The sequence below is a fragment of the Bartonella sp. LJL80 genome (genome assembly GCF_054871565.1).
Genome location: NZ_JBTXLM010000001.1, coordinates 622,289 through 644,843 on the forward strand (window position 1 = coordinate 622,289; position 22,555 = coordinate 644,843).

Genomic DNA, 22,555 nt, shown 5'->3' on the forward strand with positions numbered 1-22,555 from the left:
TCGGGCGGATAATTTTAGTGCAAAAAAGAAGAGGGCAATGGGACAATGACGGAACAAGGCAGAAAGCCGCAACCAGCGAATGGGCAGGTCGGCCTAACAACGGGCAAAGAAAAAACAAAATTGATAGTGGCCGCCGGCGTCGGCAATTTTCTCGAGATCTTCGATTTTACGGTCTATAGCTTTTTTGCAGCCATTATCGGCAATGTATTTTTCAATTCCAGCGATCCGCTGATTTCCTTGTTGATTTCTGTTTCTGTTTTTGGTGTCGGCTTCATTATGCGGCCGCTTGGCAGCATCGTCATCGGCGCTTATGCCGACCGTCATGGGCGTAAATCCGCCATGCTGTTGACCATCGTGCTGATGGCAATCGGCAGCGCTTTGATCGGCTTTGCTCCGCCTTATACATCCATCGGTATCGCCGCCCCCTTGCTTATTGTACTCGGCCGTTTGTTGCAGGGCTTTTCTGCCGGTGGTGAAATTGGTGCAGCCACAACATTGTTGATGGAATCCGCGCAGCGCAACCAGCGCGGTTTTTTCGTTAGTTGGCAGTTTTTTGGCCAAGGTGTCAGCTCGCTATGCGGGTCATTGCTTGCGGCCGGCTTGATGGGATTTCTGTCAGATGAAGCCATGCATAGCTGGGGTTGGCGGGTGCCATTCATCTTCTCGCTGGTGATCATTCCGGTCGGTCTTTATATTCGCGCCCATATCAATGAAACCTATGAAGCGCCGGCTGCAGAAAGCCACGTCGACCATCCCTTCAAGATTTTAATGAGCCAGCATACGCGCCAGACCTTGCTTGGCATTTTATTCATTTTGCCGGTAACGGCGCTGATGTACATTCTGATTTTCTATATGCCAAATTATCTGAAAACGGTGACCGATATTGGCAAGTCGCAAGCCTTCCTGGTTTCAAGCTATGCGAGTGTCATCATGATTGTGCTGACCTTTGTTTCCGGCTTTATGTGCGACAGGCTGGAGCGGCGCAAACCCACAGCCTTGGCCATTTTGGCAGTTGCCTTCGTAGCGGCTTACTTTGCCTTTCACTTTGTCGGAAACATAAAGTTGTTCCTGCTTTTTCACACCGTGGGCGTGGGTTGTCTCGGCCTCATCATGACATTCTCGGTCTTGATGATTATGGAAGCTTTCCCGCAAAAAATCCGCGCCACGGCAACGGCGGTTATCTACGCTTTCAGCGTTTCGATTTTTGGCGGTACGGCACAGATGATTGTGACGCTTTTCCTGAAGATTTCAGATAGCAATATTATGGCGCCATTCTGGTATCTGGGCGGTGCGCTGGTTATCGGTGCGATAGCATTGACGTTGTTCAAGGAAGAACGTCACGCGGTTTAGATGGTTTTCGCAAAGTGCCCAATTGGGGATTTGCTAGGAACTGCTTGATCGAATTAAAGAGAGCGTCACTTCCTTTTTTTGAACGAAAAGGCGCTCTGAACCCAGCTAAGGGAGATTGTTATGGGTGATAGAAAACTTTCGCAGGATGCGACAAAAATTCTCGACCATATATCCGGCTTTGTCCCGGAAATGGTCGCCATACGGCATGATTTGCATGCTCATCCGGAATTGGCTTATGAGGAGCATCGCACCGCGAAAATCATTGCGGATTTGCTGACGAAATGGGGCTATGAGGTAACAACCGGGCTTGGTAAAACCGGCGTGGTGGGACGGCTCAAGGTTGGCAATGGCGACAAATCCATTGGATTGCGTGCTGATTTTGATGCTTTGCCGATCGCAGAAATGACCAACCTCGATTATTCCAGTAAAAATGAAGGAAAAATGCATGCCTGTGGCCATGACGGCCACACAACCATGCTTTTGACGGCGGCGCGTTATCTGGCTGAAACAAAAAACTTCAATGGTACGCTCAACCTTATATTCCAGCCTGCTGAAGAAGGTTTTGCCGGTGCCAAGGCCATGATGGATGACGGGCTTTTCGAAAAATTTCCCTGCGACGCCGTATTTGGCATTCATAACTGGCCCGATGCCGCCACCGGTACTGTGGCTGTACGCACCGGCGCGTTTATGCCTTCAAGCGATACGGTTAAAATTCGGATCAACGGCAAAGGCGGCCATGGTGCGGTGCCGGAAAAAGCCATTGATCCGATTGCTGCCGGCGCGGCCATCATTACAGCTTTGCAAACCATTGTTTCGCGCAATGTGCCTCCGCTTGAAACAGCAGTTGTCACGGTTGGCAGTTTTCAGGCAGGATTTGCAGCCAACGTTATTCCCGATAGTGCCGAGATGCTGTTGACGGTGCGTTGCTTCAGTGCGGATGTGCGCGATTTGTTGCAAAGCCGCATTGAGAAACTGGTGAAAGCACAGGCCGAAAGTTTTGGAGCAACAGCCGAGATTGATTATCAGCGCATGTATCCACCGCTCGTCAACCACGCTGCTGAAACCGATTTTGCCGTGGCTGTGGCTGAAAAGGCCTTTGGTGCCGATCAGGTTGATGCCAATATGGTCAAGGCATCGGGCAGTGAGGATTTTGCCTTTATGTTGGAAGCGCGTCCTGGTTCCTATCTAATGATTGGCAATGGTGAAAGTGCGCCATTGCATAACCCGCATTACAACTTCAATGACGAGCTTATCCCGCTTGGCGGTTGCTACTGGTCATCCTTGGCTGAAACATTTCTACGTTGATCGTTAAAGGCCCGTCACAATAGGTGTGACGGGTCATATCCTTGGCGTCTTATACAGGAACTGAAATAATGGACCATATTCGTCAGCATATCGAAAAGACCCTTCCTGAAATGGTCGCCATAAGGCGTGCTTTTCATGAAAATCCCGAACTTTCCTATGATGAGCATCAAACAGGAGACAAGGTTGCAGAATTGCTGGCGGGCTGGGGCTTTGAAGTTACACGCGGACTTGGAAAAACCGGTTTGGTCGGCACGTTGAAAGTCGGCAACAGCCAAAAATCCATAGGTATTCGCGCCGATATGGATGCCTTGCCTATCTATGAGCAGACCAATCTGCCCTATGCCAGCAAAAACGAAGGTGTCATGCATGCCTGTGGTCATGATGGACATACAACCATTCTTCTCACAGCCGCACGTTATCTTGCTGAAACCAGAAATTTTGATGGCACGGTCCATCTGATTTTCCAACCGGCTGAAGAAGGACATGCCGGTGCCAAGGCGATGATTGATGATGGGCTTTTTGATAAATTCCCTTGCGATAAAATATATGGGCTGCACAACTGGCCGGGTTTCCCCGCTGGAAGCTTGCGTTTTGCCAAGGGGCCGATGATGGCATCGGTTGATACCGCATTTGTAACCATTCACGGCAAAGGCGGCCACGGTGCCCGTCCTGAAACGACGGTTGACCCGATTGTCGCGGCGTCTTCCATCGTCATGGCTTTGCAAACCATTGTTTCACGCAATGTGCCACCGCTTGAAGCAGCCATTGTTACGGTCGGCATGTTTCAAGGCGGCGCAGTGTCGAATGTCATTCCTGACGAGGTAAAGATGGAACTGACCATTCGCGCTTTTTCGCCGCAAATCCGCCAGCAATTGGAAAGCCGCATCTGTAAGATCATCCATGCACAGGCAGAAAGCTATGGCGCAAAGGCCAGCATCCATTATGAACACGGTTATCCGGTGACGGTCAATGATGCCGATGCGACGGATTACGCGTGCACAATCGCGGAAAAGCTGGTCGGGCGGGATAATGTGGTCGACAATGCCGAGCCTCTTACACCGAGCGAGGATTTTTCCTTTATGTTGGAAAAAGTGCCCGGTGCCTATATCATCATGGGCAATGGCGACAGCGCCGGGCTGCACAATCCGCACTATAACTTCAATGACGATATCATACCCGTCGGAGCCAGCCTGTGGGGGGCTTTGGTTGAATCCTATTTGGTAAAACCGTGAATACATCCCCCAACGCAACAGGAAAAAAGATGCAGACCAAAGCTAATGAATGGGACGCCCAGCCGGATGTCGGTTTAAAAACAAGCGGTGAAAAGGCAAAGCTGATTGTTGCCGCCGGTTTCGGTAATTTTTTGGAAATTTTTGATTTCACCGTTTACAGCTTTTTTGCCGCCGTGATCGGCGTCGTTTTTTTCAAAGCTGAAGACCCGATGGTGTCGTTGATGATTTCTGTTTCGGTGTTTGGCGTCGGTTTTATCATGCGGCCGCTTGGCAGCATCCTCATCGGCACATATGCTGACAGAAAAGGTCGCAAGGCGGCTATGCTGTTGACCATCGTATTGATGGCTTTGGGCAGCGCGGTGATTGGTTTTGCGCCGTCCTATGATGCCATCGGCATAGCAGCGCCTATTCTGATTGTTGTCGGGCGGTTGATGCAGGGCTTTTCAGCGGGCGGCGAAATCGGTGCGGCCACGACGCTGCTGATGGAATCGGCAGGATACCGCCAACGCGGATTTTTTGTCAGCTGGCAGTTCATCGGACAAGGGCTTGCGACCTTGTGTGGCGCACTATTGGGCGCGCTTTTGACTGCAATTCTCAGCACGGAACAATTGCACAGCTGGGGCTGGCGTATTCCGTTCATCCTGTCTTTGGCGATTATTCCGGTTGGACTTTACATCCGCGCCCATATTGAGGAAACCTTTGTTGGCGTTGACCACGATAAGGAAGGCGCTGCCCACAACCCTATCAAGACCTTGCTGACCCAGCACACATTGCAATTTTTCCTTGGTGTATTGTTGATCGTGCCTTCTACGGTCATGGTCTATTCGTTGGTCTATTATATGCCAAATTATTTGAAAGCCGTGACAACAATCGACCCGTCGATCGCTTTTCTCATTAGTGCGATTATCTGCGTCGTATGGATTATTTTTTCACTGCTTGCCGGGTTTGTTTGCGACCGGATTGAAAAACGGAAATTCTTTGCATTGGGTATCCTGGCCGTTGGTTTTGTCTCATCCTATCTGGCATTTCGATTTGTGCATGAATTTCCGATCTTCATCGTCAGCCTCTGTGTGGGGGCAGCAGCCCTTGGCGCCTTCATGACAACAAATCTGCTGGTGATCATGGAAGCCTTCCCGCGTGATTTGCGCGCCACGGCAACAGCGGTCATCTATGCGGTCGGCGTAACGATTTTTGGCGGAACAGCGCAGATGATTGTCACGCAATTGCTGATTTGGTCGCATAACAATCCAATGGCACCATTCTGGTATCTCGGTTCTGCGATTGTTGTCGGTGGTATTGCGTTTTCGCTTTTCCGCGAGGATCGCCATGTCTGAGGAAAAAATGATGTTTGATCGCCAAAAAATCCGGCAAACAATTGAAGCTTTCTTGCCAGAAATGATCAGCTTCCGCCATAACATGCACCAAAATCCCGAATTGTCGCTGGTTGAAACCGAGACTGCCGATAAAGTTGCAGAGCTTTTGCAAGGCTGGGGCTATCAGGTTCAACGTCACTTCGGCGGGCATGGGGTTGTCGCCAGCCTGACTGTCGGGCAAAGCAAGCGCTCGATCGGCATACGCGCCGATATGGATGCGCTTCCTATCTTCGAAGAAACCAACCTGCCCTATGCCAGTAAGAGCGAAGGTGTCATGCATGCCTGCGGGCATGACGGTCATACGACGACGCTGTTGGCGGCGGCGCGCTATCTGGCTCAAACCCGCCAATTCGACGGTACCATTCATTTGTTTTTCCAACCGGCAGAAGAGGTAGGAAAAGGTGCCAAAGCCATGATTGCAGATGGTCTTTTTAACAAATTTCCCTGCGATGCGGTCTATGGATTGCATAACTGGCCCGGCCTTGAACAGGGTAAAATCCAGATCACCCGAAATGCCATGATGGCTTCGGTCGATGCTGTGACCATTACCATTCAGGGCAAGGGCGGCCATGGGGCGGCACCAGAGCAGACGGTAGATCCGATCATTGTTGCATCATCGACCATTATGGCGCTGCAAACCATCGTCTCGCGCAATGTCCCGCCGCTGGAGGCAGCCATTATTTCTACCGGATCTATTCATGGTGGCCACGCTTTCAATATCATTCCCGATACGGTGGAAATATCGATGACCGTGCGGACATTCTCAGCCGAGATACAAGACAAAATAGAGCAGCGTATCCGTCAGATTGTTACCGATCAGGCGCAAAGTTTTGGTGCCAGCGCCGTTATACGTTACGACCGGTTGGTTCCAGTTCTGGTCAATCATCCGGCACAGGCCGATTTTGCCGCAAAGGTCGCGGCTGCGGCTTTGGGGAAAGACAAGATCGTGGAAAGCCAGAACCCGACTACGGTGAGCGAGGATTTTGCCTTTATGCTGCAGGCTTGCCCGGGCAGTTTCTTCTTCCTTGGAAATGGTGATAGTGCCGGTCTCCACAATCCGCATTATAATTTTGACGACCGCAATATTATTGATGGCGCGCTGTTTTGGAGTGCCTTGACGCAAAGCGCTCTGCCAGTCAATTAACGCTTCTGCAACCATCATCATGCATGATCACGGGCTGCCGGAATCCATCGGCAGCAATATCAGGTGTGTACTATGAGCGGTTCCAATCTTTCTTTTTCACGGCGGTCTTTTATTCTGGGGAGTGGCGCAGCTGCACTTGGTGCGTTGTCGGGTTGTACCAGCAATGGCCTGATGGGAAGTGTCGATGGCACAACAACAGGCTCCGTCATGCGCCCGCGCATCGGCATTGATGCCGGTTTTACCTCACCCGATAAAATGTATGCGGCTGTGCAGGAAGGCCCCTATGCGCTTGAAGCCATCCCCTACAGCAAGGTGCCGAAACAATTCTGGCGACAGATTGTGCCCAATCCTACCGGTGAAGCACCGGGAACGATTGTGGTAAGCTTGCAAGAGCATTTTCTTTATCTCGTCCAGCCGGATGGCGATGCGCTGCGTTATGGCGTGGGAATTGGCGCAAGCGGTTTTGAATGGTCGGGCCGCGCCAATGTACAGTTCAAACGCGAATGGCCGCGTTGGACACCACCGGCAGAGATGATCCAACGTAAGCCTGAACTGGTCAAATATCGCAATGGCATGGATCCCGGTGCAACAAATCCGCTGGGCGCGCGTGCACTTTACATCTATCAGAACGGTCGCGATACCGGTTACCGTATCCATGGATCGCCTGAATGGTGGTCGATTGGTCAATCCATGTCATCCGGCTGCATCCGACTGATGAATCAGGATATTATCGACCTTTATAATCGCGTTCCGGTTGGTACGCCGATCGTTGTACGCTGACCATTTAATCAAATCGAATTTTTTGGGGGGAAAGAATGAGGGGTGCCCGGCAAATCAAGCGGGGGCAATTGTGCCGGGCCCCCAGATCACCTCGCCATTTTCATGGCTTGGTATCATCATAACGGCGTATGGTGTATAAGGTTCCAACGGTTTTATATTTTTTTGAAAAGGTGATCAGATGCTGAAAAAAACAATTTTTGCTGTCGTGCTGTATGGTTGCGGTGCCAACGCATTGCCTGCTTTGGCAGATGATCTATCGGTAAAGAATGAAACCTATATTTGCGAGCGCGGAGTACAACTGCCGGTCGTATTCATGAACGACAGCAAAGGCGATTCCTATGCGATTGTTTCAGTTGAAGGAAAGCTTGTGCCGATGCGCCAGCACGTGGCTGCATCAGGGGTGCTTTATGTCGCATTCGATGAACAGGACAGCTATCGGCTGCATACCAAAGGCAATGAGGCCTTTTTGACCTATATGGAGGCGGACCACACGGCCAAGGAACAGACGATCCTGAATGCCTGTGAAGCAGACGTTGCGGAGGATTGATCGTGCAACCCGATTTTGACAGCGGGCTGTTTGGCCGGTTGCGTCATGATGCTGGTGCTTTATGGCAGGGCTATACCCACCACCCATTTGTGTGCAAGCTTGCCGATGGCTCATTGGAAAAACGCTGTTTCAAACGGTTTTTGACGCAGGATTATCTTTTCCTCATCCATTTTTCCCGCGCATATGCATTGCTGGCAGCGAAATCGACACGGTTGGATGACATCAAGGATGCGTTGACGGGGTTGCAAGCCATTGCCGACGAGCTTCCATTGCATGTGCGCTATTGCGCGCAATGGGGTATTTCAGAAAGTGAAATGCAGCGGGAAGTCGAAGCCAGCCAAACCATCGCCTATACGCGTTTTGTGCTGGATATCGGGCATATTGGTGACCGGTTAGACCTTTTGGCAGCGCTTATGCCCTGCGTAGCCGGTTACGCTGAAATAGGTTTGCGGCTTGCGCATGCTGATAATACTGTTTTTGCGGGGAACCCCTATGCAGATTGGATACGCAATTATGAAAGCGTGGAATATCTGCAGGGCGTTCAGGCCGGTATCGATATGATCAACAGGCTTGGCGAGAAGGAAGATGGGAAGGCGCGTTTTGCGCGACTTTCCGATATTTTCAAAACAGCCACCCGTCTTGAAACCGATTTCTGGCAGATGGGGCTTGATGGTTGACATCGCTCGACCATCAGCCACTGCCGAACCAAAAGCATCGATTATTATCATCCGATGAGTATCCAAGAGCATAAAGCTGTTGACTCTTGCTTATATTTAGACTGGTATACCAGTCATGAACCAGTCTGTTTCAAAACCCGTTGATGCCTATAGCTATATCCGCGACGAGATTATAGCAGGGCGTTTGAAAGCCGGTACTGCGCTGTCCGAGCGTGGCATCGCCGACACGTTGGATATTGGACGCACGCCGGTGCGCGAGGCCATTAAGAAACTTGCATTGGAAGGGCTGCTGGATGTTGCCCCCATGCAAGGCACATTTGTCCGGCAATTAAGTGTCAATGATCTGCGTGAAATCCATGAAATAAGGCTGATGTTGGAAGATCAAGCGGTGCAGTTGGCCTGCGCGCAGGGGGGCGATACGCGTCTGGCAGATATCATGCAGCGTTTGCAACGTGTTCTAGAGCGCGACCAGCTTCATGTGAGCGAGGCACAACAGTTGGGATGGCTGTTTCACGACGTGCTTTTCGAGGCGACGCAAAATAGCCGTTTGTGCAAAATGTATAATGATCTGCGTGCGCAGAACGGTTTGGCTTTGCAGGCGCTGCCATTCTACGACGCTGATCGCACGCGAATTGCGGTGCAGGAACATATCCAAATCATCCAAGCGGTTATCAGCGGCGATGTGCCAACTGCGCGCCACCTCATGCGTGCGCACATAAATGATGCCATGAAGGCGCGCTTGGTTACGCTGATCTGAATTTATACAATCGAGGTGAGGGAAAAATCATGGCTTCGGCAAAACGAAAACGATTGATCAGTCTGCCGGTGCAGATGGTTTTGGGACTTGTTCTTGGTATTGCATTCGGCTTTCTATTGCCGAACGCCGCAGCCTATTTGCAGCCTGTTGGCACAGCCTTTGTCCAGGCAATCAAAATGATTGTCGTGCCTTTGGTGTTCACAGCCATTACACTGGGTATCTACCAGATGGGTAATATGGCCAAGGAACTTGGAAAAGTGTCCTTGGTCAGTTTAAGCTACTTTTTTGTCGCAACGGTGGTTTCCATCATTATCGGTCTGGTATTGAACGGCATTTTCCATCCCGGCCTTGGAGCAGATCTGCACGAGACAGCAAAAATACCGGCCCATATCGATACGACCGTGAATTGGACAAAATTTTTCCTTGATATGATACCCTCGAACATCGTCGCGGCCATGAGCGGCAACAATCTTCTGCCGGTGTTGGTTTTCGCAGTGTTGTTAGGGTTGGCACTGGCATCCACCGGTGCACGGGCAAAACCGATGATCGACGTGCTTGATGCGCTGATGGGGGCGGTTTTCAAAATTACCGACTGGATCATCTCGCTTTCGCCGTTAGCCATTTTCGCCATTATGGCGTGGCTGTTTGCAACACAGGGATTTGCCACGATCCTTTCCCTGCTCAAGCTCGTGGGCGTGATGTATCTTGGATTGTTTGTTTTGCTGGTCATCTTTGCCATTATCTTGAAAGCTATCGGCGATAAGCCGCTTAAAGTTGCAAAAGATATCGCCGAACCTTTCATGCTGGCTTTTGCAACCCGCTCGTCAGAAGCAAGCCTTCCGCTGCATATGGAAAAGCTCATTGGTATGGGCGTGCCGAAAGCTGTCGCATCTGTGGTTTTGCCGCTTGGTTATGCCTTCAATCGCGATGGTTCTATTATGTATTTCGGTTTGGCTGTCGGCTTTTTGGCAGATGCCTATCATATCCCGCTTGAATGGCCGACCTTGTTGTCGATCATCATAGTTACGACCCTTGCCAGTAAAGGCAGTGCTAACGTTCCATCCGGCGGGCTTGTTGCCATAGCCATGGTTCTGGCAACAATCGGCGTGCCCGTGGAAGCCATTGCCATTATCGCTGGTGTCGATGCATTTTTGGACATGGGACGCACGGCAATCAATGTTGTCAGCAACACGGTTGCCGTCAAGCTTGTGATGAAGTTTACCGGCATCCAATATGTCGATAATAACGCTATTGCGGCAGAAACTCAGGAGCAGTCAGCATGATTGATTTGCGCAGCGACACAGTAACCCAGCCAACCGACGAAATGCGCACTGCCATGGCGGCAGTTCACCCCCATGATGACACGCTTGAGGGGGATCCTGTCGTGCGGTCTTTGGAAGAGAAGGCCGCAGCGATGTTGGGTAAACAGGCAGGGCTTTACGTTTCAGGCGGTACAATGGGCAATATTATTGCCTCGCTTGTGCATTCATCCGGTGGCGGGGAAGCGCTTCTGGATTGTCAGGCGCATATGGCTTTGTCTGAAGCTGGTGGTATCTCGCGGCTTGCAGGTCTTTATTCTATCCGCATTCCTTCAAAAAAGGGCGAGATGGATTTGGATATTCTAAAGAAATCAATACGCGCAGAACCCTCCCGCTATGGATTGGCAACCGCGATGATCAATGTGGAAACCAGCCACAACCATTCGGGCGGTTTTGTACCGTCGCTGGACTACATGCGCAATGTTTACGACCTTGGCCAAAAAAATGATGTTTCCATCCATATTGATGGTGCGCGTCTTTTTAATGCGGCAACAGCGCTTGGCGTGTCCGCACAAGAAATCGCGCAATATGGCGACAGTGTTTCCATTTGTCTGTCAAAGGGATTAAGCGCACCCATGGGGGCAGTGCTGGCGGGCAGTGAAAAATTCATAGAAACAGCACGCAGTTTCCGACGGATGGTGGGTGGCGGGCTTCGTCAGTCGGCAGGCATTATGGCTGCAGCCGGTTTGATCGGTTTGGAAACAATGTCAAAAAGACTTGCAGAAGACCATCAACAGGCCAAGCGTATCTGGCAGGGTATCGCTGAAATTGACGCGCAGATGGTGGAATCTGACGCACCGCAGACCAATATATTTCAGGTTCATATCGGACATTTGGCTGAAAGTGACGCGGCCATCTGGTGCCATCAATTGCAAGATTGCGGTTTGTTGGCGCGCCCCGCTTCCAAAACAACCATTCGTCTGGTCACCCATCGCCATATTGACGAAAAAGCCGCTGATGAAGCTGTAGCCATTTGGCAAAAAGTTTTCGCAAGGCTTAAACGTTGAGTGAAACGCGCTTTGAGAAGGTTTGCTCCGACGACGGAATCTTAGCCGGTATAATCGTAAAAAACGTCTTCAGCGAGCTGTTCCAGCGAGATTTGTGACCGGCGGTTATAAAGGGGCTTGAGCTTTCGTAACCATTGGGCAAAATGGATATAGACATCATCCTGACTTGCGCGGCGTTGCCGCGCATTGTTACACATTGCAACACTGAACTGTGTCATGAAATCGAACACCAGTGGATCGTCGATCTTCAAGTCATTATCAGACCGCATAATACGTTCCATCCAGAATACCAGATCATCACAATCGAAGCGCGCTGCACCGATTTTCAAAAAACGTTCCATACTGTCGGTAACAGTTGTGCTCGTCGATGGTGGATTTTGCGTTGTCGACATCAGCGACCCTCATGAAATTTCCAACGACCCTTATATTCATATAAGGCGCGCGGATATAACAACAAGAGCAGGCTTGCCTAGATTGGAGTGAAAACGCCGCTAAATCGGCCCGCTATGATGATTGATCTGGTCTTTTCCGTGGTGCTGTTCGCTTCACCCACATAGGGAAAGCTCTATTTGAAATCTATGGCGTGCAAGGCTTGGCCGTTGCGCTTCAGCCAGGCTTGATAGCGTTTGGATTCGGGACAAAGTTTTTCACACAACGCCCAGAACCGCGGGCTATGGTTCATTTCAATCAAATGCGCTGTTTCATGCGCCACCAAATAGTTGATAACACCTTTCGGTGCCATGATGATACGCCACGAAAATGACAGATGGCCATCTGCGGAGCATGAGCCCCAGCGGCTTTTTGTGTCCTTATAGCGGATGGATACCGGCTTTCGTCCCACCGTCGCGGCGTGCTTCGCCACCAGCGGCGCAATTGTTTGCTCCGCCTGTTTTATCAAAGCCGCAGATAACCGACGCGGCAGGTGGGCGGCATCACCATAAACAATGATATGCGCCGGGCGATCTTGCGTTTCGGCTACGATTTCTGCTGTGCCACGTCCGTCTTTATGAACAATTTCATGGGGTATGCCAAAAATCGGCAGAAATGCCCCTGCTTTTAACATTGGTGTGTCTTGCGGTGGCGGCAAACGTGCAATGCGGCTTTCGATCCACCCACGGTGCCGTTCGACAAAGCGCATGACCTCCGCCGCTTTCGTGGCTGGCGGAGTGGTTACGCGCAAAGCCTTGCCACCCGTTTCAATCCGCAATGTCAACCGCTTGGCGCGTTGGCTTTCACTCACACGAAGCGGCAATATACGGTCGGAAAGGGTAAAGTCCTGCTCATAGGAACGTGTGGTTGGAACGCTCGTTTTGCGGCTCAAGAAAAACATGGGCTTTATATAGTCGATTCGTTTTATCTTTGTAGGGCTCGATCGCAACAATAGACCAGCAAACCGGCTATCAAAGCCCAAAACGGTGCGCCTATTCCAAGAAGGGATATATTTGACGCCGTAAATGCAAAGGTGACAGTTGCGGCAATACGGTCGCGGTCAACGGCCATTGCAAGAACAACAGCATTGATAAATGCCGCAAGCAAGCCCAAACCCGCCACAAGAGCGATCAACGTCACCGGCAAGGCCGCAAAAAACGCTACCAGAGATGCGCCGAAAAGCGCGAAAACGACATAAACCGCACTGTAAACAGGGCCGGTCATCCAGCGCTTTTGTTTGTCGGGATGGGCGTCTGCTCCGGTACAGATTGCTGCGGAAATTGCGGCCATATTGCTCGGTGATGCAGCAAAAAAAGCAGACAGAATGGTCATCAGTCCTGTGACACCAAGACAGGATTTGGCCGGCACTTCATAGCCGGATGCACGCAAAACGGCAAAGCCCGGAAGGTTTTGCGATGCCATGGTGACAAGATAAAGTGGCAATGCCAAACCTATAAGGCTGCTCGGGCTGAACACAGGTTTGACGAAGGTCAGGCTGGAGAGTTCGATTGATGGAAGATGGGCAACCCTGTGCGTAAAATAGGCATAGAAAAAACCGGCAATCAGGACAACGATCACTGCTAAAGCAGGCTGAAACAGCCTGACGATAAAAAACACGACCATCAGCGGCAGAACGAAAGAGACGTCAACACCCAGCGTTTTTGCAGCAGCGACGACGAAAGAAAATAATACGCCTGCAAGCATACCGGACGAGATGGAAGTGGGAATGCGTGCGATAGCTTGTGAAACAGGATGGATCAAAGCGGTGGCAATAATGGCAATGCCGGTGGTGATAAAAGCACCGGTCGCCTCGCCCATATTGTACCCGCTGGTAGCGGCGATAAGCGCCAGTCCCGGCGTTGACCATGCTGTTACAATGGGTATGCGATGGCGGATGGACAAGATTGCCGTCGACAAAGCGATAGCCAGACAGATGGACGTGACCCAGCTTGCGGTTTGTGCTTGTGTTGCACCCAGACGATGTGCCGCATTGATAACCAGTGCCAAAGTACCGCCAAAACCGACGATTGCAGCAACAAAACCTGATGCAATCACCGAAAACCGCATCATCAACCTCGCTGGTGCGCAATGAGCATGGAAAGCGCATTGTCGAGACTTGCAAGATCTTGCGGCCGTGACAGGCGGTGATCTCCATCGCGAATAAGTGTCAAGGTCACATCATCAAGAGGCAGATGTTCAAGGAGCTCCAGCGTATGATGATAGGGGACATCTTTGTCCTGCATGCCTTGCAGGATATGCACCGGACAGCCCACGTCGATCAGCCCGCGCATAACCCGATTTTCCTCGCCATCCTCAAGGAGAATTTTTGTAAATGGTGTCGGTTCAGGGCCATATTCCGACGGAATTTCGAAATAGCCCTGGCTATCGAGCGCCCGTTTTTGTTGGTCTGTCAATTGCGGTTGGATCAAGTCATGGGTAAAATCCGGCGCCGGAGCTATAAGAACAAGACCGGCAAGAGCGATATTTTTCTTGCGTAATTCCTGCGCCATGCGCAGTGCGATCCAACCGCCCATCGACGAACCGACGAGAATTTGCGGCCCTTTGCAGAAGGTTTCAAAAACCTTCAGGCTTTCCTGCAACCAACGCGAAATGCAGCCTTGAAAAAAATCGCCGCCTGATTCTCCATGGCCAGAATAATCGAAGCGCAAACATGAAAGGTTATGAGCGGCAGCAAAGCTATCCACGGCCACAGCTTTAGCGCCCAACATGTCCGAGCGATACCCTGAGAGCCAGACAAGTCCGGGATTGCCTGTGCCATGGCGTGCGCGCACGGCAATCTGGCCGTGTTCGAGAGACAGGAACTGCACCTCTTCATGTGTCATGATAATTATCCAACCTATGTTGCTGTTCCGTTTGTGCACTGCATATGCGCTTTTTCCAATGATGGTATGAGGAAACATCAGCAAGGACAAGCCTTAAAGCAAACATGCATCGCGATAGTTCGGGCGAAAGCCGACATCTGATCAACTTAGGCAACGGTCAGGAAGGGCCGGAAAGCCGGTAAAAAGTACCCGCATGGCGGTTTGATGGCGCAATTCGACAAATCCAGCATGATATGGTTGTTTTTAACGATGTATTCTTTTAAAAAACATGTTATGGACAACGCCTGTTTGACTGAATATGACGCGCGACAGTTGTTTGGAACAATCTGACGCCATCTATGGTTAAATAGGACATATTGAAATCATTTGAGGAGAATCGACCATTCGCCGACCGTTTAAAGCAACGCCAGTCCAGAAAGACGGACCGCGTTCAAATCAGGATATCCGCGTTCCCCGCATCCAGCTTATTGATGATGAGGGACAAAATCACGGGATTGTTTCAACGCAGGATGCCTTGGCCATGGCTGAGGAAGCTGGTCTTGATCTTGTAGAGATCGTGCCTAATGCAGAACCGCCGGTTTGCAAGATCATTGATCTGGGCAAGCTGAAATATCAGAGCCAGAAAAAGGCATCTGAGGCGCGCAAGAAGCAAAAAACCGTTGAAATTAAAGAAATCAAGATGAGACCTAATATTGATACCCACGATTATGGGGTCAAGATGAAGGCCGTCGGGCGGTTTCTTGAGGATGGCGATAAGGTCAAAATCACGCTGCGTTTCCGTGGACGTGAAATGGCTCACCAGGAATTGGGTATGCGGCTTCTTGAAAGGGTAAAGGGCGACACCGTCGATATTGCCAAAGTCGAAGCGGAACCCAAGCTCGAAGGACGCCAGATGATGATGGTGATCGCACCCAAATAGGTGGCAGATCATCTTAAACAAAGCACCGCAACCTGCGGTGCTTTTTCTTTATAAGCATGTTTTTAAACGGTAAGCGTCCGGTGCAAAACCGTGCCCTTATACGTATTATCCCTGGCGCATGTAGCAATGCAGTTTCGGTCATCAGCGCTATTCTTTGGTGTTATTTTGCGTTGACTTCGGCAAAGGCTGGATTCTGCCAGTGCTATGGCATAGAAAAGAATTATCCAGTCTGTAGTGGGGAAAAGATTGTTGTTTGAATTCTTATCCATCAAGCATGGGTAAATGGAGGGAAATAGAGATGTCCAATTGGCTCCGCCGCAAGGCCGTATCACATCATGAAACCAAACAAGGCAGGCAGTTAACGCCTACTTTGGGTTGGCCCCATCTTATTGCGCTGGGTGTTGGCGGTATTGTCGGCACAGGTATCTATACCCTCATCGGCATTGGTGCGGATCGGGCAGGCCCTGCCGTTCTGATCGCGTTTGTGATTGCAGGTGTGATCTGTGCCTGTGCAGCCTTTGCCTATGCCGAACTTGCAACCTTGATACCCGTGGCAGGCGGTGCCTACACCTATTCTTATGCTGCTCTGGGCGAAATGATTGCATGGATTGTCGGTTGGAGCCTCATTCTGGAATATTCGTTGGTTGTCAGCACTGTTGCTGTTGGCTGGTCGGCCTATGCAACCGGTTTTCTCGACGGTGTGGGCGTGCATTTGCCATTCTGGCTAAAAGCCGGCATCGATGCCGTTGATCCTGCAACCGGACAGCATGGTCTTATCAATCTGCCGGCTGTATTTATCGTATTTGTCGTTGCCGGTATGTTGATGATCGGCACAAAGGCAAGCGCCACGCTCAACATGGTTTTGGTGGTGGTTAAAATCGCGGCTCTATTACTTTTTGTTGCGGTTACATTGCCTCATTTCAACGTTGACAACCTTCATCCTTTCATGCCGAACGGCTTCACCAAAGTCATGTCCCCTGATGGTGTGGAGCGTGGCGTCATGGCAGCTGCGGCGATTATCTTTTTCGCATTTTATGGCTTCGATACAATCGCAACCGCGGCTGAGGAAACGAAAAATCCACGCCGCGATTTGTCGATCGGTATCGTCGGCTCGCTTATCGCTTGTATCATTATTTATGTTTTGGTCGGATTAGGTGCAGTTGGCGCGCTGAACTACACCGCGTTTGCGCATAGCGAAGAGCCGCTTGCCCATATCCTGCGCTCGCTTGATTCCAATCGTGTTGCAGCTCTGATTGGTGTTGCTGCCGTCATTGCACTGCCTACGGTTTTGCTGGCCTTCTTCTATGGTCAGACACGCATATTCTTTGTGATGGGTCGGGATGGAACACTTCCTGCTTTTCTGTCCCGCGTCCATCCCAAAACCGGTACGCCGGTGGCGACCACACTGTTTACCGCTATCATCATTGCTGCGATTGCCGGGCTTTTCCGGCTTGACGAAATTGCCGCTCTCGCCAATGCCGGAACATTGGTGGCCTTTACATCGGTGGGTATCTGTCTGATCGTTTTAAGAAAAACCGCGGCTGATGCACCGCGCAAGTTCAAAGCGCCTTATGTTTGGATCATCGGGCCGTTGGCTGCTTTAGGCTGTATCTATCTGTTTTTCAGCCTACCCAATAAGACCCAGTTCTATTTCCTGATCTGGAACATTATCGGTATTATCTTTTACTTCTGCTACGGCTATCGTAAAAGTAACATTGCCAGAAAGACAGCAGCTGCTGGTGAAGCGAATTAATATCGGCGCTGAACGCGTTCACCCACGAAACGAGTTCATGGCAATTAGATTATCAGGTTTAATTTTGCCATGAATGTGCGGCATAAGCAGTTGAGACAGGTATAAAATACAAGGTTTGAGGTGAGCGCGTGCGAAGATTTACGAGGCTATTGGTTGTTGCTTTGGCAATGTTAAGCTGCCCTTTGCTTTCAGCGCAGGCAGCAATTTATCAAAAAGTGCCAGGAACTGCGGTTTATGTCAGCGCACCGGATGGCTTCGAATTGACCAATGCGTTTAGCGGTTTTGTCAATCAGACGACTGGCGCAACCATACTCATTGCAACCTTGCCGCCTGCCAATCCCGGTATGCAGGAAATTTTCACCGATGATAAAAAGTTTTCTGCGGAGATGGCATTGCAACATTACGCGATCTCAGGTCAAAGCCATGCTAAGACACGAGACGGCTATCTGCTGACGATCTATCAGGGCAAACAGACATCCGGTACAGACATTTTTGACAAATGGTCGACAATGGTTTTTGCCCCCGATGCAGCTTATGTGGTTACCATACAGGCACCGGAAAAAGCACAGCTATCAAATGACGAAGCGATGAAAATTCTTCGTTCGCTTTCATTGTCGCAAAACAATTTGCCCTCTGACCAGTTGGATGCTCTGCCTTTTACATTTAACGTCGAACCGCCTTTCCAATTCGTCGGCTCGATTATGAATAGCTCGGCTATGTTGACTGTTCCTGATTATAATAGGGATGATGTTAAAAGGCCCGATATCATCCTGACCAAAGGGCTCGAGATTGTGCGCGATGAGCCTCTCGAAAAAATTGTCGATACTTATCTTCTGTCTTTAAAGGGCACTGTAGATAATGTCGAAAATCGACAGCTGGTTGCGACAAAGTTTGCTGGACACTCTGCCGTCAGGATGGAGGCAACCGCGCGCATGAAAGGTGAGGCTGTAGATCTTATTATCTACGCTGCTTTGGATGATGCTGGTCGCCCGATATTCCTCCACGCTACAGGTTTGAAAGGTGCTCTTGCGGGCTATAAGCCGCAAATCGAAAAAATTGCCGCCAGCGTCACGCTCCGTAACAATACTGATACGGCGCAATAATCTCACCCAAACAAATATCGGCACGAGGGATGCAAATGGACATCAACCGGAAATTGGCGTGCCCTCAGCGTGCTGTACCGGGTATGTAGGTTGTCGCGATTTCTAAATTCTGTCGATAACAGACCAGCGCAAACATACGCTCAATAGCATGGAGCATTGTTCCGTCATTATCCAACGGCTCTTGTGGGTAATCCGACCATTTGAGATCGAGATCAATAAACGGTTTCAAGATTTTGGGCTTCGCCCAAAACATTGTTCCTACGGGAAAAACAACGTATTTTGGCAATTCGCCAATCCCAAGGCGTTCGGCAATCTTGCAACCGGCGTCATAGTTTCTTGCCCAACCGACAGCATAGCGATCATCAGGGAAGACAAGCGCGGTTTTATCGTTTTTGACCATATAATCGACAATGGTGTCGGCTGTTTTCATTGATTTCCCATCACCGAGAAGGTTATCCAATAAAAAACTGTTCCATTTTACCACGGATGACCGGTTGGACCGGTGAACACTTTGCTTGGTGTGTAGATGTCCGATGATATTATAATTGCCGATGAGTTCTTGTCCGAACTCGGTCAGTAATGGCCCAATATCACGTCCGCGATTGGGTACGGTTCTTATATCTATTCGCGCTTCATAATTGCGCAGAGACTCTTCGACCAAGCGACGCTCTGTTTCATCTTTAATACTGATGAAAAGGTCGGGTCGAATACTATTCGTTTTCAGTGTCGCTATGATTGGCGCAAGCATTTCCGGGTAAAAAGCGTGGATGTGCAACCCGATTTTTTGCTCTGTGCGATCAACCTTCGCGGTCGTTGCCGTTTTCAAGACCGTCCATGTCCACGGCCCATTTGGTTTACCTGCTTTTAAATAGTGGACAAAAGGGTCGATGCGTTCAACCCCCAGATTATGGTGTTCTGCATAGACACCGGGATGAAAACCCGGTTTCGGACGAGCGGCTGAGGCGCCGCTCTTATAATCGCGAATATATCGGCGCGCCAATGGCAACCGGCGAAAAACGTGTTTTCTCTTTCCTGTCCAATAAGCGACATCGAAGTCGGCACTGCAAGCGAGATAACGACTATCGCTTTCCTGTTGCAAGAGCTGGGCATGGGCTTGCTCAGTGATGGATGCAATCGTTTTCACAGTGTGAGCGATTTCGCCCCGTTCTTGCTCGGGAAGATTCAAAGCGTCGAGGCAATCAATGCTATCTGGAAAGGCCCAAAGATAATCGGAAAGGGTTTGCAAGAAAGTTTGTTTCGTATCGTAGATCACACGCGTGGTATAGGAGAGTATTCTATCAAGTGCATGGCTGCTCTGCACACGCGCTTGATTGATAAAAAGCACCGATGCAATGAGATTTCGCCAAAGATCGCGCATAAAGTAGCGTCCGACCTCGGCATCTACCAGCACGGCACGTAAATTTGGTAATCGCGTCAGCAGGCCCAAAAGGTGACGCGCTGCAGGATCAACAATCTCATGCCTGTCAAATTCATAGACCTTCCAGCAATCTTTTAGCGCTATCTTGGTTTGGTGTATATGGTTATCTGGTAGAAACAACACAAGATTATAGCTTAAAGCCAAAGACGGAATGCATTGTTCTAAATGCAGGCTTCCTGCGCTATCAGGGTCGCAAATCAGTGCGAGAGCGGGCAGATCGGGCTTGAAATGATTTATCGCGCCCGGTATGCGGGCAGGATAGTAAGCATGTTCCAGCATTTTTGATAAAAAGCTGCCAATTGGCTTACTGTTGCTCAACTGCCCATCCCCGATGATATTGCACCGATATGTTTAAAATAATTCTAAAATAGTACATCGTCCTGCCCTAGCGCAAAAATGCTACACTGTCACCATTTGGCGCAGAAGCAGCAATATATCGCTTTATTCAACCGATAGGATAGAGTCTCAGGATGGCTTGTAAAGGCTTTGTCTGTTCAATATTTACCCGATAGCTTTTTATGAACCGTGAGGTCTATAGCCACCCGGTCATAGAGGTCAAGGCACGAATAAAAGTGATAACGATCGTCCGTGCCTTGCATCTTCCGCTTATACAGGGTAGGGAAAAGCCGCCAGATTTATCATACTGTTCATATCATTGGCAGTTTGAGTGCCCACATTGAATAGCGTTCATATGGTCACCACATTTTTGGCAGGGAATGTAAAAGGTTGAGCTATTTATGGCCAAAAAAAAGCAGATATCTACTTTCGATAAGAAATTGATTGTACGCCTTTTGCGCGACAATTTTCGTAAACATGCCGGTTGGTATGTTTGTGCCATTATATCAATGCTTGCTATCTCGGCAACAACGGCTGCCAGTGCTTGGATCATGCGCGATGTCGTCAACCATATCATTGATGCGCAGGATTTCCGTATCATTGCCATGGTATCGATCGGCGTAGCGGTTATTTTCATCGTCAAAGGTTTCTCGACTTTTTTTCAAACCTATTTTCTCAGTAAAGCTGGTAACAGTATCGTTGCGGAACAACAGCGAAAAATCTATTCCCGTTTGATGCAGCAGGGCGTTTCCTTCTATCAGAACAATGCCTCTTCCGATCTTTTGGTGCGTGTAACCCACAATGCCAATGCGGCACGCAGCATCATTGATACTATCGTCACCACTTTTGTGCGTGATCTGTTTTCAGTCATCAGCCTTTTACTGGTAATGCTGGTGCAAAACTTCACCTTGAGTGTTATTGCATTGACGGTCGGTCCAATAGCATTCATCGCTGTCAGGCAGGTTTTAAAGCGCGTTCGCGGTTTGATGGAAAAAGAACTATCATCAATCGCCGAAATCATCAAAGTCATGCAGGAGACCTCAATCGGTATCCGTGTGGTCAAGGCGTTCTCCTTGGAAGACCTGATGAAAAATCGCATGAATAAGGCGATCAGCGATGTCGAAAGCCGTGCCAATAGCATTGCGACGCTTGAGGCCGCGACAAGCCCGATCATGGAAACGCTGGCTGGCATTGCAATTGCTGTGGTCATTTGTTTTTCGGGTTATATGGCAACACAACGTGTTGGCGTTCAGGGCGAATTAATGTCGTTTATCGTTGCGCTGCTTTTGGCTTATGAACCGGCAAAACGTCTCGCCAATGTGCGCGTGAAAATTGAGTCCGGTATGATCGGTGTGCGCATGATGTTCGAGATTCTCGATCATCCGATTACCATCATGGAACATGAAAATGCCAAAGATCTTGATCGCTCCAAGGGCAATGTCCGTTTTGACCATGTGGCTTTTGCCTATGTCGATGATCATAAGGTGTTACATGATATTAACCTTGAGATACCTGCGGGAAAAATGACAGCACTTGTCGGGCCTTCCGGGTCTGGGAAGTCGACGATGATTAATCTCATCATGCGGCTTTACGACCCGACCGAAGGGAGCATTCTCGTCGACGGGCAGGATATCCGAGAGGCCAGTTTCAAGTCTTTACGCCAGCTAATGTCTTATGTTGGACAAGATACCTTTTTGTTTCAAGGCTCTGTGAAATATAATATCGGACTTGGAAGAGAAGGCGCAAGCGATGAGGAAATCATCGAGGCGGCAAAATCGGCCAATGCGCATGACTTCATTATGAAACTGCCCAATGGCTATGATACCGATGTCGGTGATAATGGTGGTAATCTTTCGGGCGGTCAGAAACAGCGTGTCGCTATTGCCCGGGCAATGCTGCGCGACAGTGAAATTCTGATTCTGGATGAGGCCACCAGTGCGCTCGATTCCGAATCGGAAGCCTTGATCCGTGACGCGCTCAACCGTCTGACGAAAGGGCGTACCACAATTGTAATTGCCCACCGCCTTTCAACCATTTCACGCGCAGATAAGATCGTCGTTATGCAAAATGGTGAAATTGTTGAACAAGGCACACAACGTGAATTGCTGCAAATCGAAGAGGGGCTTTATAAGCGCCTCCACGACTTGCAATTCCGCGATCCGGACTTCGACGACATGTAGTCAAAGGTCATCGCATTGCAGGATGGTTCTGGTCATCTCCTTGTAATGCGGTTGCGCTGTCTT

Annotated in this window: 20 protein-coding genes; 15 read left to right on the forward strand and 5 right to left on the reverse strand. The window is 49.9% G+C overall.

From position 1 onward, the window contains the following. The first annotated feature begins 45 nt into the window (after window positions 1-45). From ACYSNS_RS02805 to ACYSNS_RS02855, 11 genes are all read left to right on the forward strand, one after another. Window positions 46-1,350 carry an MFS transporter gene (locus tag ACYSNS_RS02805; RefSeq protein ID WP_461721598.1) on the forward strand — a complete coding sequence of 435 codons (1,305 nt, stop codon included), beginning with the start codon at window positions 46-48 and terminating at the stop codon, window positions 1,348-1,350. 120 nt (window positions 1,351-1,470) lie between these two features. Further along, the gene (locus ACYSNS_RS02810) at window positions 1,471-2,655 is read left to right on the forward strand and encodes a M20 aminoacylase family protein (protein ID WP_461721599.1); all 1,185 of its coding nucleotides are present in this window, start codon (window positions 1,471-1,473) and stop codon (window positions 2,653-2,655) included. Between the two features lie 68 nt (window positions 2,656-2,723). Beyond that, the gene (locus ACYSNS_RS02815; RefSeq protein WP_461721600.1) at window positions 2,724-3,887 is read left to right on the forward strand and encodes a M20 aminoacylase family protein; all 1,164 of its coding nucleotides are present in this window, start codon (window positions 2,724-2,726) and stop codon (window positions 3,885-3,887) included. A gap of 29 nt (window positions 3,888-3,916) precedes the next feature. Beyond that, window positions 3,917-5,221, forward strand: coding sequence for an MFS transporter (locus ACYSNS_RS02820; RefSeq protein WP_461721601.1), 1,305 nt, complete (start codon window positions 3,917-3,919; stop codon window positions 5,219-5,221). Then, window positions 5,214-6,404 carry a M20 aminoacylase family protein gene (locus tag ACYSNS_RS02825; RefSeq protein ID WP_461721602.1) on the forward strand — a complete coding sequence of 397 codons (1,191 nt, stop codon included), beginning with the start codon at window positions 5,214-5,216 and terminating at the stop codon, window positions 6,402-6,404. Before ACYSNS_RS02820 ends, ACYSNS_RS02825 begins: the two co-directional genes overlap by 8 nt. Before the next feature lie 72 nt (window positions 6,405-6,476). Next, the gene (locus tag ACYSNS_RS02830) at window positions 6,477-7,184 is read left to right on the forward strand and encodes a L,D-transpeptidase family protein (RefSeq protein ID WP_461721603.1); all 708 of its coding nucleotides are present in this window, start codon (window positions 6,477-6,479) and stop codon (window positions 7,182-7,184) included. A 178-nt stretch (window positions 7,185-7,362) separates the two neighbouring features. Continuing rightward, window positions 7,363-7,731 carry an MliC family protein gene (locus ACYSNS_RS02835; RefSeq protein ID WP_461721604.1) on the forward strand — a complete coding sequence of 123 codons (369 nt, stop codon included), beginning with the start codon at window positions 7,363-7,365 and terminating at the stop codon, window positions 7,729-7,731. 2 nt (window positions 7,732-7,733) lie between these two features. After that, on the forward strand, window positions 7,734-8,408 hold the full coding sequence (locus ACYSNS_RS02840; protein WP_461721605.1) for a TenA family protein: 675 nt from the start codon (window positions 7,734-7,736) through the stop codon (window positions 8,406-8,408). A gap of 115 nt (window positions 8,409-8,523) precedes the next feature. Then, complete coding sequence (locus ACYSNS_RS02845; protein WP_461721606.1) at window positions 8,524-9,165, forward strand: GntR family transcriptional regulator; 642 nt, start codon at window positions 8,524-8,526, stop codon at window positions 9,163-9,165. Between the two features lie 29 nt (window positions 9,166-9,194). Then, window positions 9,195-10,448 (forward strand): dicarboxylate/amino acid:cation symporter, encoded by a 1,254-nt coding sequence (locus ACYSNS_RS02850; RefSeq protein ID WP_461721607.1) that lies wholly within the window; start codon window positions 9,195-9,197, stop codon window positions 10,446-10,448. Further along, a complete protein-coding gene (locus ACYSNS_RS02855) occupies window positions 10,445-11,491 on the forward strand; it encodes a threonine aldolase family protein (RefSeq protein ID WP_461721608.1) in 1,047 nt (348 codons plus the stop codon). The genes ACYSNS_RS02850 and ACYSNS_RS02855 overlap by 4 nt, the downstream gene beginning before the upstream one ends. Before the next feature lie 41 nt (window positions 11,492-11,532). On the opposite strand, the gene ACYSNS_RS02860 is transcribed toward ACYSNS_RS02855, so the two are convergent. From ACYSNS_RS02860 to ACYSNS_RS02875, 4 genes are all read right to left on the reverse strand, one after another. Further along, entirely contained in the window at window positions 11,533-11,883 is a 351-nt protein-coding gene (locus ACYSNS_RS02860) for a hypothetical protein (RefSeq protein WP_461721609.1), read from the reverse strand. A 173-nt stretch (window positions 11,884-12,056) separates the two neighbouring features. Continuing rightward, on the reverse strand, window positions 12,057-12,821 hold the full coding sequence (locus ACYSNS_RS02865; RefSeq protein ID WP_461721610.1) for a M48 family metallopeptidase: 765 nt from the start codon (window positions 12,819-12,821) through the stop codon (window positions 12,057-12,059). Window positions 12,822-12,844: 23 nt separating this feature from the next. Then, window positions 12,845-13,987: a benzoate/H(+) symporter BenE family transporter gene (locus ACYSNS_RS02870; RefSeq protein WP_461721892.1), complete on the reverse strand. Its 1,143-nt coding sequence runs from the start codon at window positions 13,985-13,987 to the stop codon at window positions 12,845-12,847. A gap of 2 nt (window positions 13,988-13,989) precedes the next feature. Further along, window positions 13,990-14,763, reverse strand: a complete 774-nt coding sequence (locus ACYSNS_RS02875; RefSeq protein WP_461721611.1) for an alpha/beta hydrolase — start codon at window positions 14,761-14,763, stop codon at window positions 13,990-13,992. 382 nt (window positions 14,764-15,145) lie between these two features. On the opposite strand from ACYSNS_RS02875, the gene infC reads away from it, so the two are divergent. The 3 genes from infC to ACYSNS_RS02890 all read left to right on the forward strand — a co-directional run bounded on the left by infC (window position 15,146) and on the right by ACYSNS_RS02890 (window position 18,538). Beyond that, a complete protein-coding gene (infC, locus tag ACYSNS_RS02880; protein WP_461721893.1) occupies window positions 15,146-15,682 on the forward strand; it encodes a translation initiation factor IF-3 in 537 nt (178 codons plus the stop codon). Between the two features lie 298 nt (window positions 15,683-15,980). Further along, window positions 15,981-17,435: an amino acid permease gene (locus ACYSNS_RS02885; protein ID WP_461721612.1), complete on the forward strand. Its 1,455-nt coding sequence runs from the start codon at window positions 15,981-15,983 to the stop codon at window positions 17,433-17,435. 128 nt (window positions 17,436-17,563) lie between these two features. After that, complete coding sequence (locus tag ACYSNS_RS02890; RefSeq protein ID WP_461721613.1) at window positions 17,564-18,538, forward strand: hypothetical protein; 975 nt, start codon at window positions 17,564-17,566, stop codon at window positions 18,536-18,538. A gap of 64 nt (window positions 18,539-18,602) precedes the next feature. On the opposite strand, the gene ACYSNS_RS02895 is transcribed toward ACYSNS_RS02890, so the two are convergent. Further along, on the reverse strand, window positions 18,603-20,294 hold the full coding sequence (locus tag ACYSNS_RS02895; RefSeq protein WP_461721614.1) for a rhamnan synthesis F family protein: 1,692 nt from the start codon (window positions 20,292-20,294) through the stop codon (window positions 18,603-18,605). A 419-nt stretch (window positions 20,295-20,713) separates the two neighbouring features. Here ACYSNS_RS02895 and ACYSNS_RS02900 point away from each other — a divergent pair, with 419 nt between their 5' ends. Then, on the forward strand, window positions 20,714-22,492 hold the full coding sequence (locus ACYSNS_RS02900; protein ID WP_461721615.1) for an ABC transporter ATP-binding protein: 1,779 nt from the start codon (window positions 20,714-20,716) through the stop codon (window positions 22,490-22,492). The last annotated feature ends 63 nt before the right edge of the window (window positions 22,493-22,555 follow it).

Excerpts from the sequence above, each read along its gene's own strand:
- ACYSNS_RS02865 (WP_461721610.1), bottom strand. The coding sequence starts at position 12,821 with ATGTTTTTCTTGAGCCGCAAAACGAGCGTTCCAACCACACGTTCCTAT.
- ACYSNS_RS02855 (WP_461721608.1), top strand. The coding sequence starts at position 10,445 with ATGATTGATTTGCGCAGCGACACAGTAACCCAGCCAACCGACGAAATG.
- ACYSNS_RS02825 (WP_461721602.1), top strand. The coding sequence starts at position 5,214 with ATGTCTGAGGAAAAAATGATGTTTGATCGCCAAAAAATCCGGCAAACA.
- ACYSNS_RS02860 (WP_461721609.1), bottom strand. The coding sequence starts at position 11,883 with ATGTCGACAACGCAAAATCCACCATCGACGAGCACAACTGTTACCGAC.
- ACYSNS_RS02830 (WP_461721603.1), top strand. The coding sequence starts at position 6,477 with ATGAGCGGTTCCAATCTTTCTTTTTCACGGCGGTCTTTTATTCTGGGG.
- ACYSNS_RS02875 (WP_461721611.1), bottom strand. The coding sequence starts at position 14,763 with ATGACACATGAAGAGGTGCAGTTCCTGTCTCTCGAACACGGCCAGATT.
- ACYSNS_RS02805 (WP_461721598.1), top strand. The coding sequence starts at position 46 with ATGACGGAACAAGGCAGAAAGCCGCAACCAGCGAATGGGCAGGTCGGC.
- ACYSNS_RS02820 (WP_461721601.1), top strand. The coding sequence starts at position 3,917 with ATGCAGACCAAAGCTAATGAATGGGACGCCCAGCCGGATGTCGGTTTA.
- ACYSNS_RS02850 (WP_461721607.1), top strand. The coding sequence starts at position 9,195 with ATGGCTTCGGCAAAACGAAAACGATTGATCAGTCTGCCGGTGCAGATG.
- ACYSNS_RS02885 (WP_461721612.1), top strand. The coding sequence starts at position 15,981 with ATGTCCAATTGGCTCCGCCGCAAGGCCGTATCACATCATGAAACCAAA.
- ACYSNS_RS02810 (WP_461721599.1), top strand. The coding sequence starts at position 1,471 with ATGGGTGATAGAAAACTTTCGCAGGATGCGACAAAAATTCTCGACCAT.
- ACYSNS_RS02815 (WP_461721600.1), top strand. The coding sequence starts at position 2,724 with ATGGACCATATTCGTCAGCATATCGAAAAGACCCTTCCTGAAATGGTC.
- ACYSNS_RS02845 (WP_461721606.1), top strand. The coding sequence starts at position 8,524 with ATGAACCAGTCTGTTTCAAAACCCGTTGATGCCTATAGCTATATCCGC.
- ACYSNS_RS02900 (WP_461721615.1), top strand. The coding sequence starts at position 20,714 with ATGGCCAAAAAAAAGCAGATATCTACTTTCGATAAGAAATTGATTGTA.
- ACYSNS_RS02870 (WP_461721892.1), bottom strand. The coding sequence starts at position 13,987 with ATGCGGTTTTCGGTGATTGCATCAGGTTTTGTTGCTGCAATCGTCGGT.
- ACYSNS_RS02835 (WP_461721604.1), top strand. The coding sequence starts at position 7,363 with ATGCTGAAAAAAACAATTTTTGCTGTCGTGCTGTATGGTTGCGGTGCC.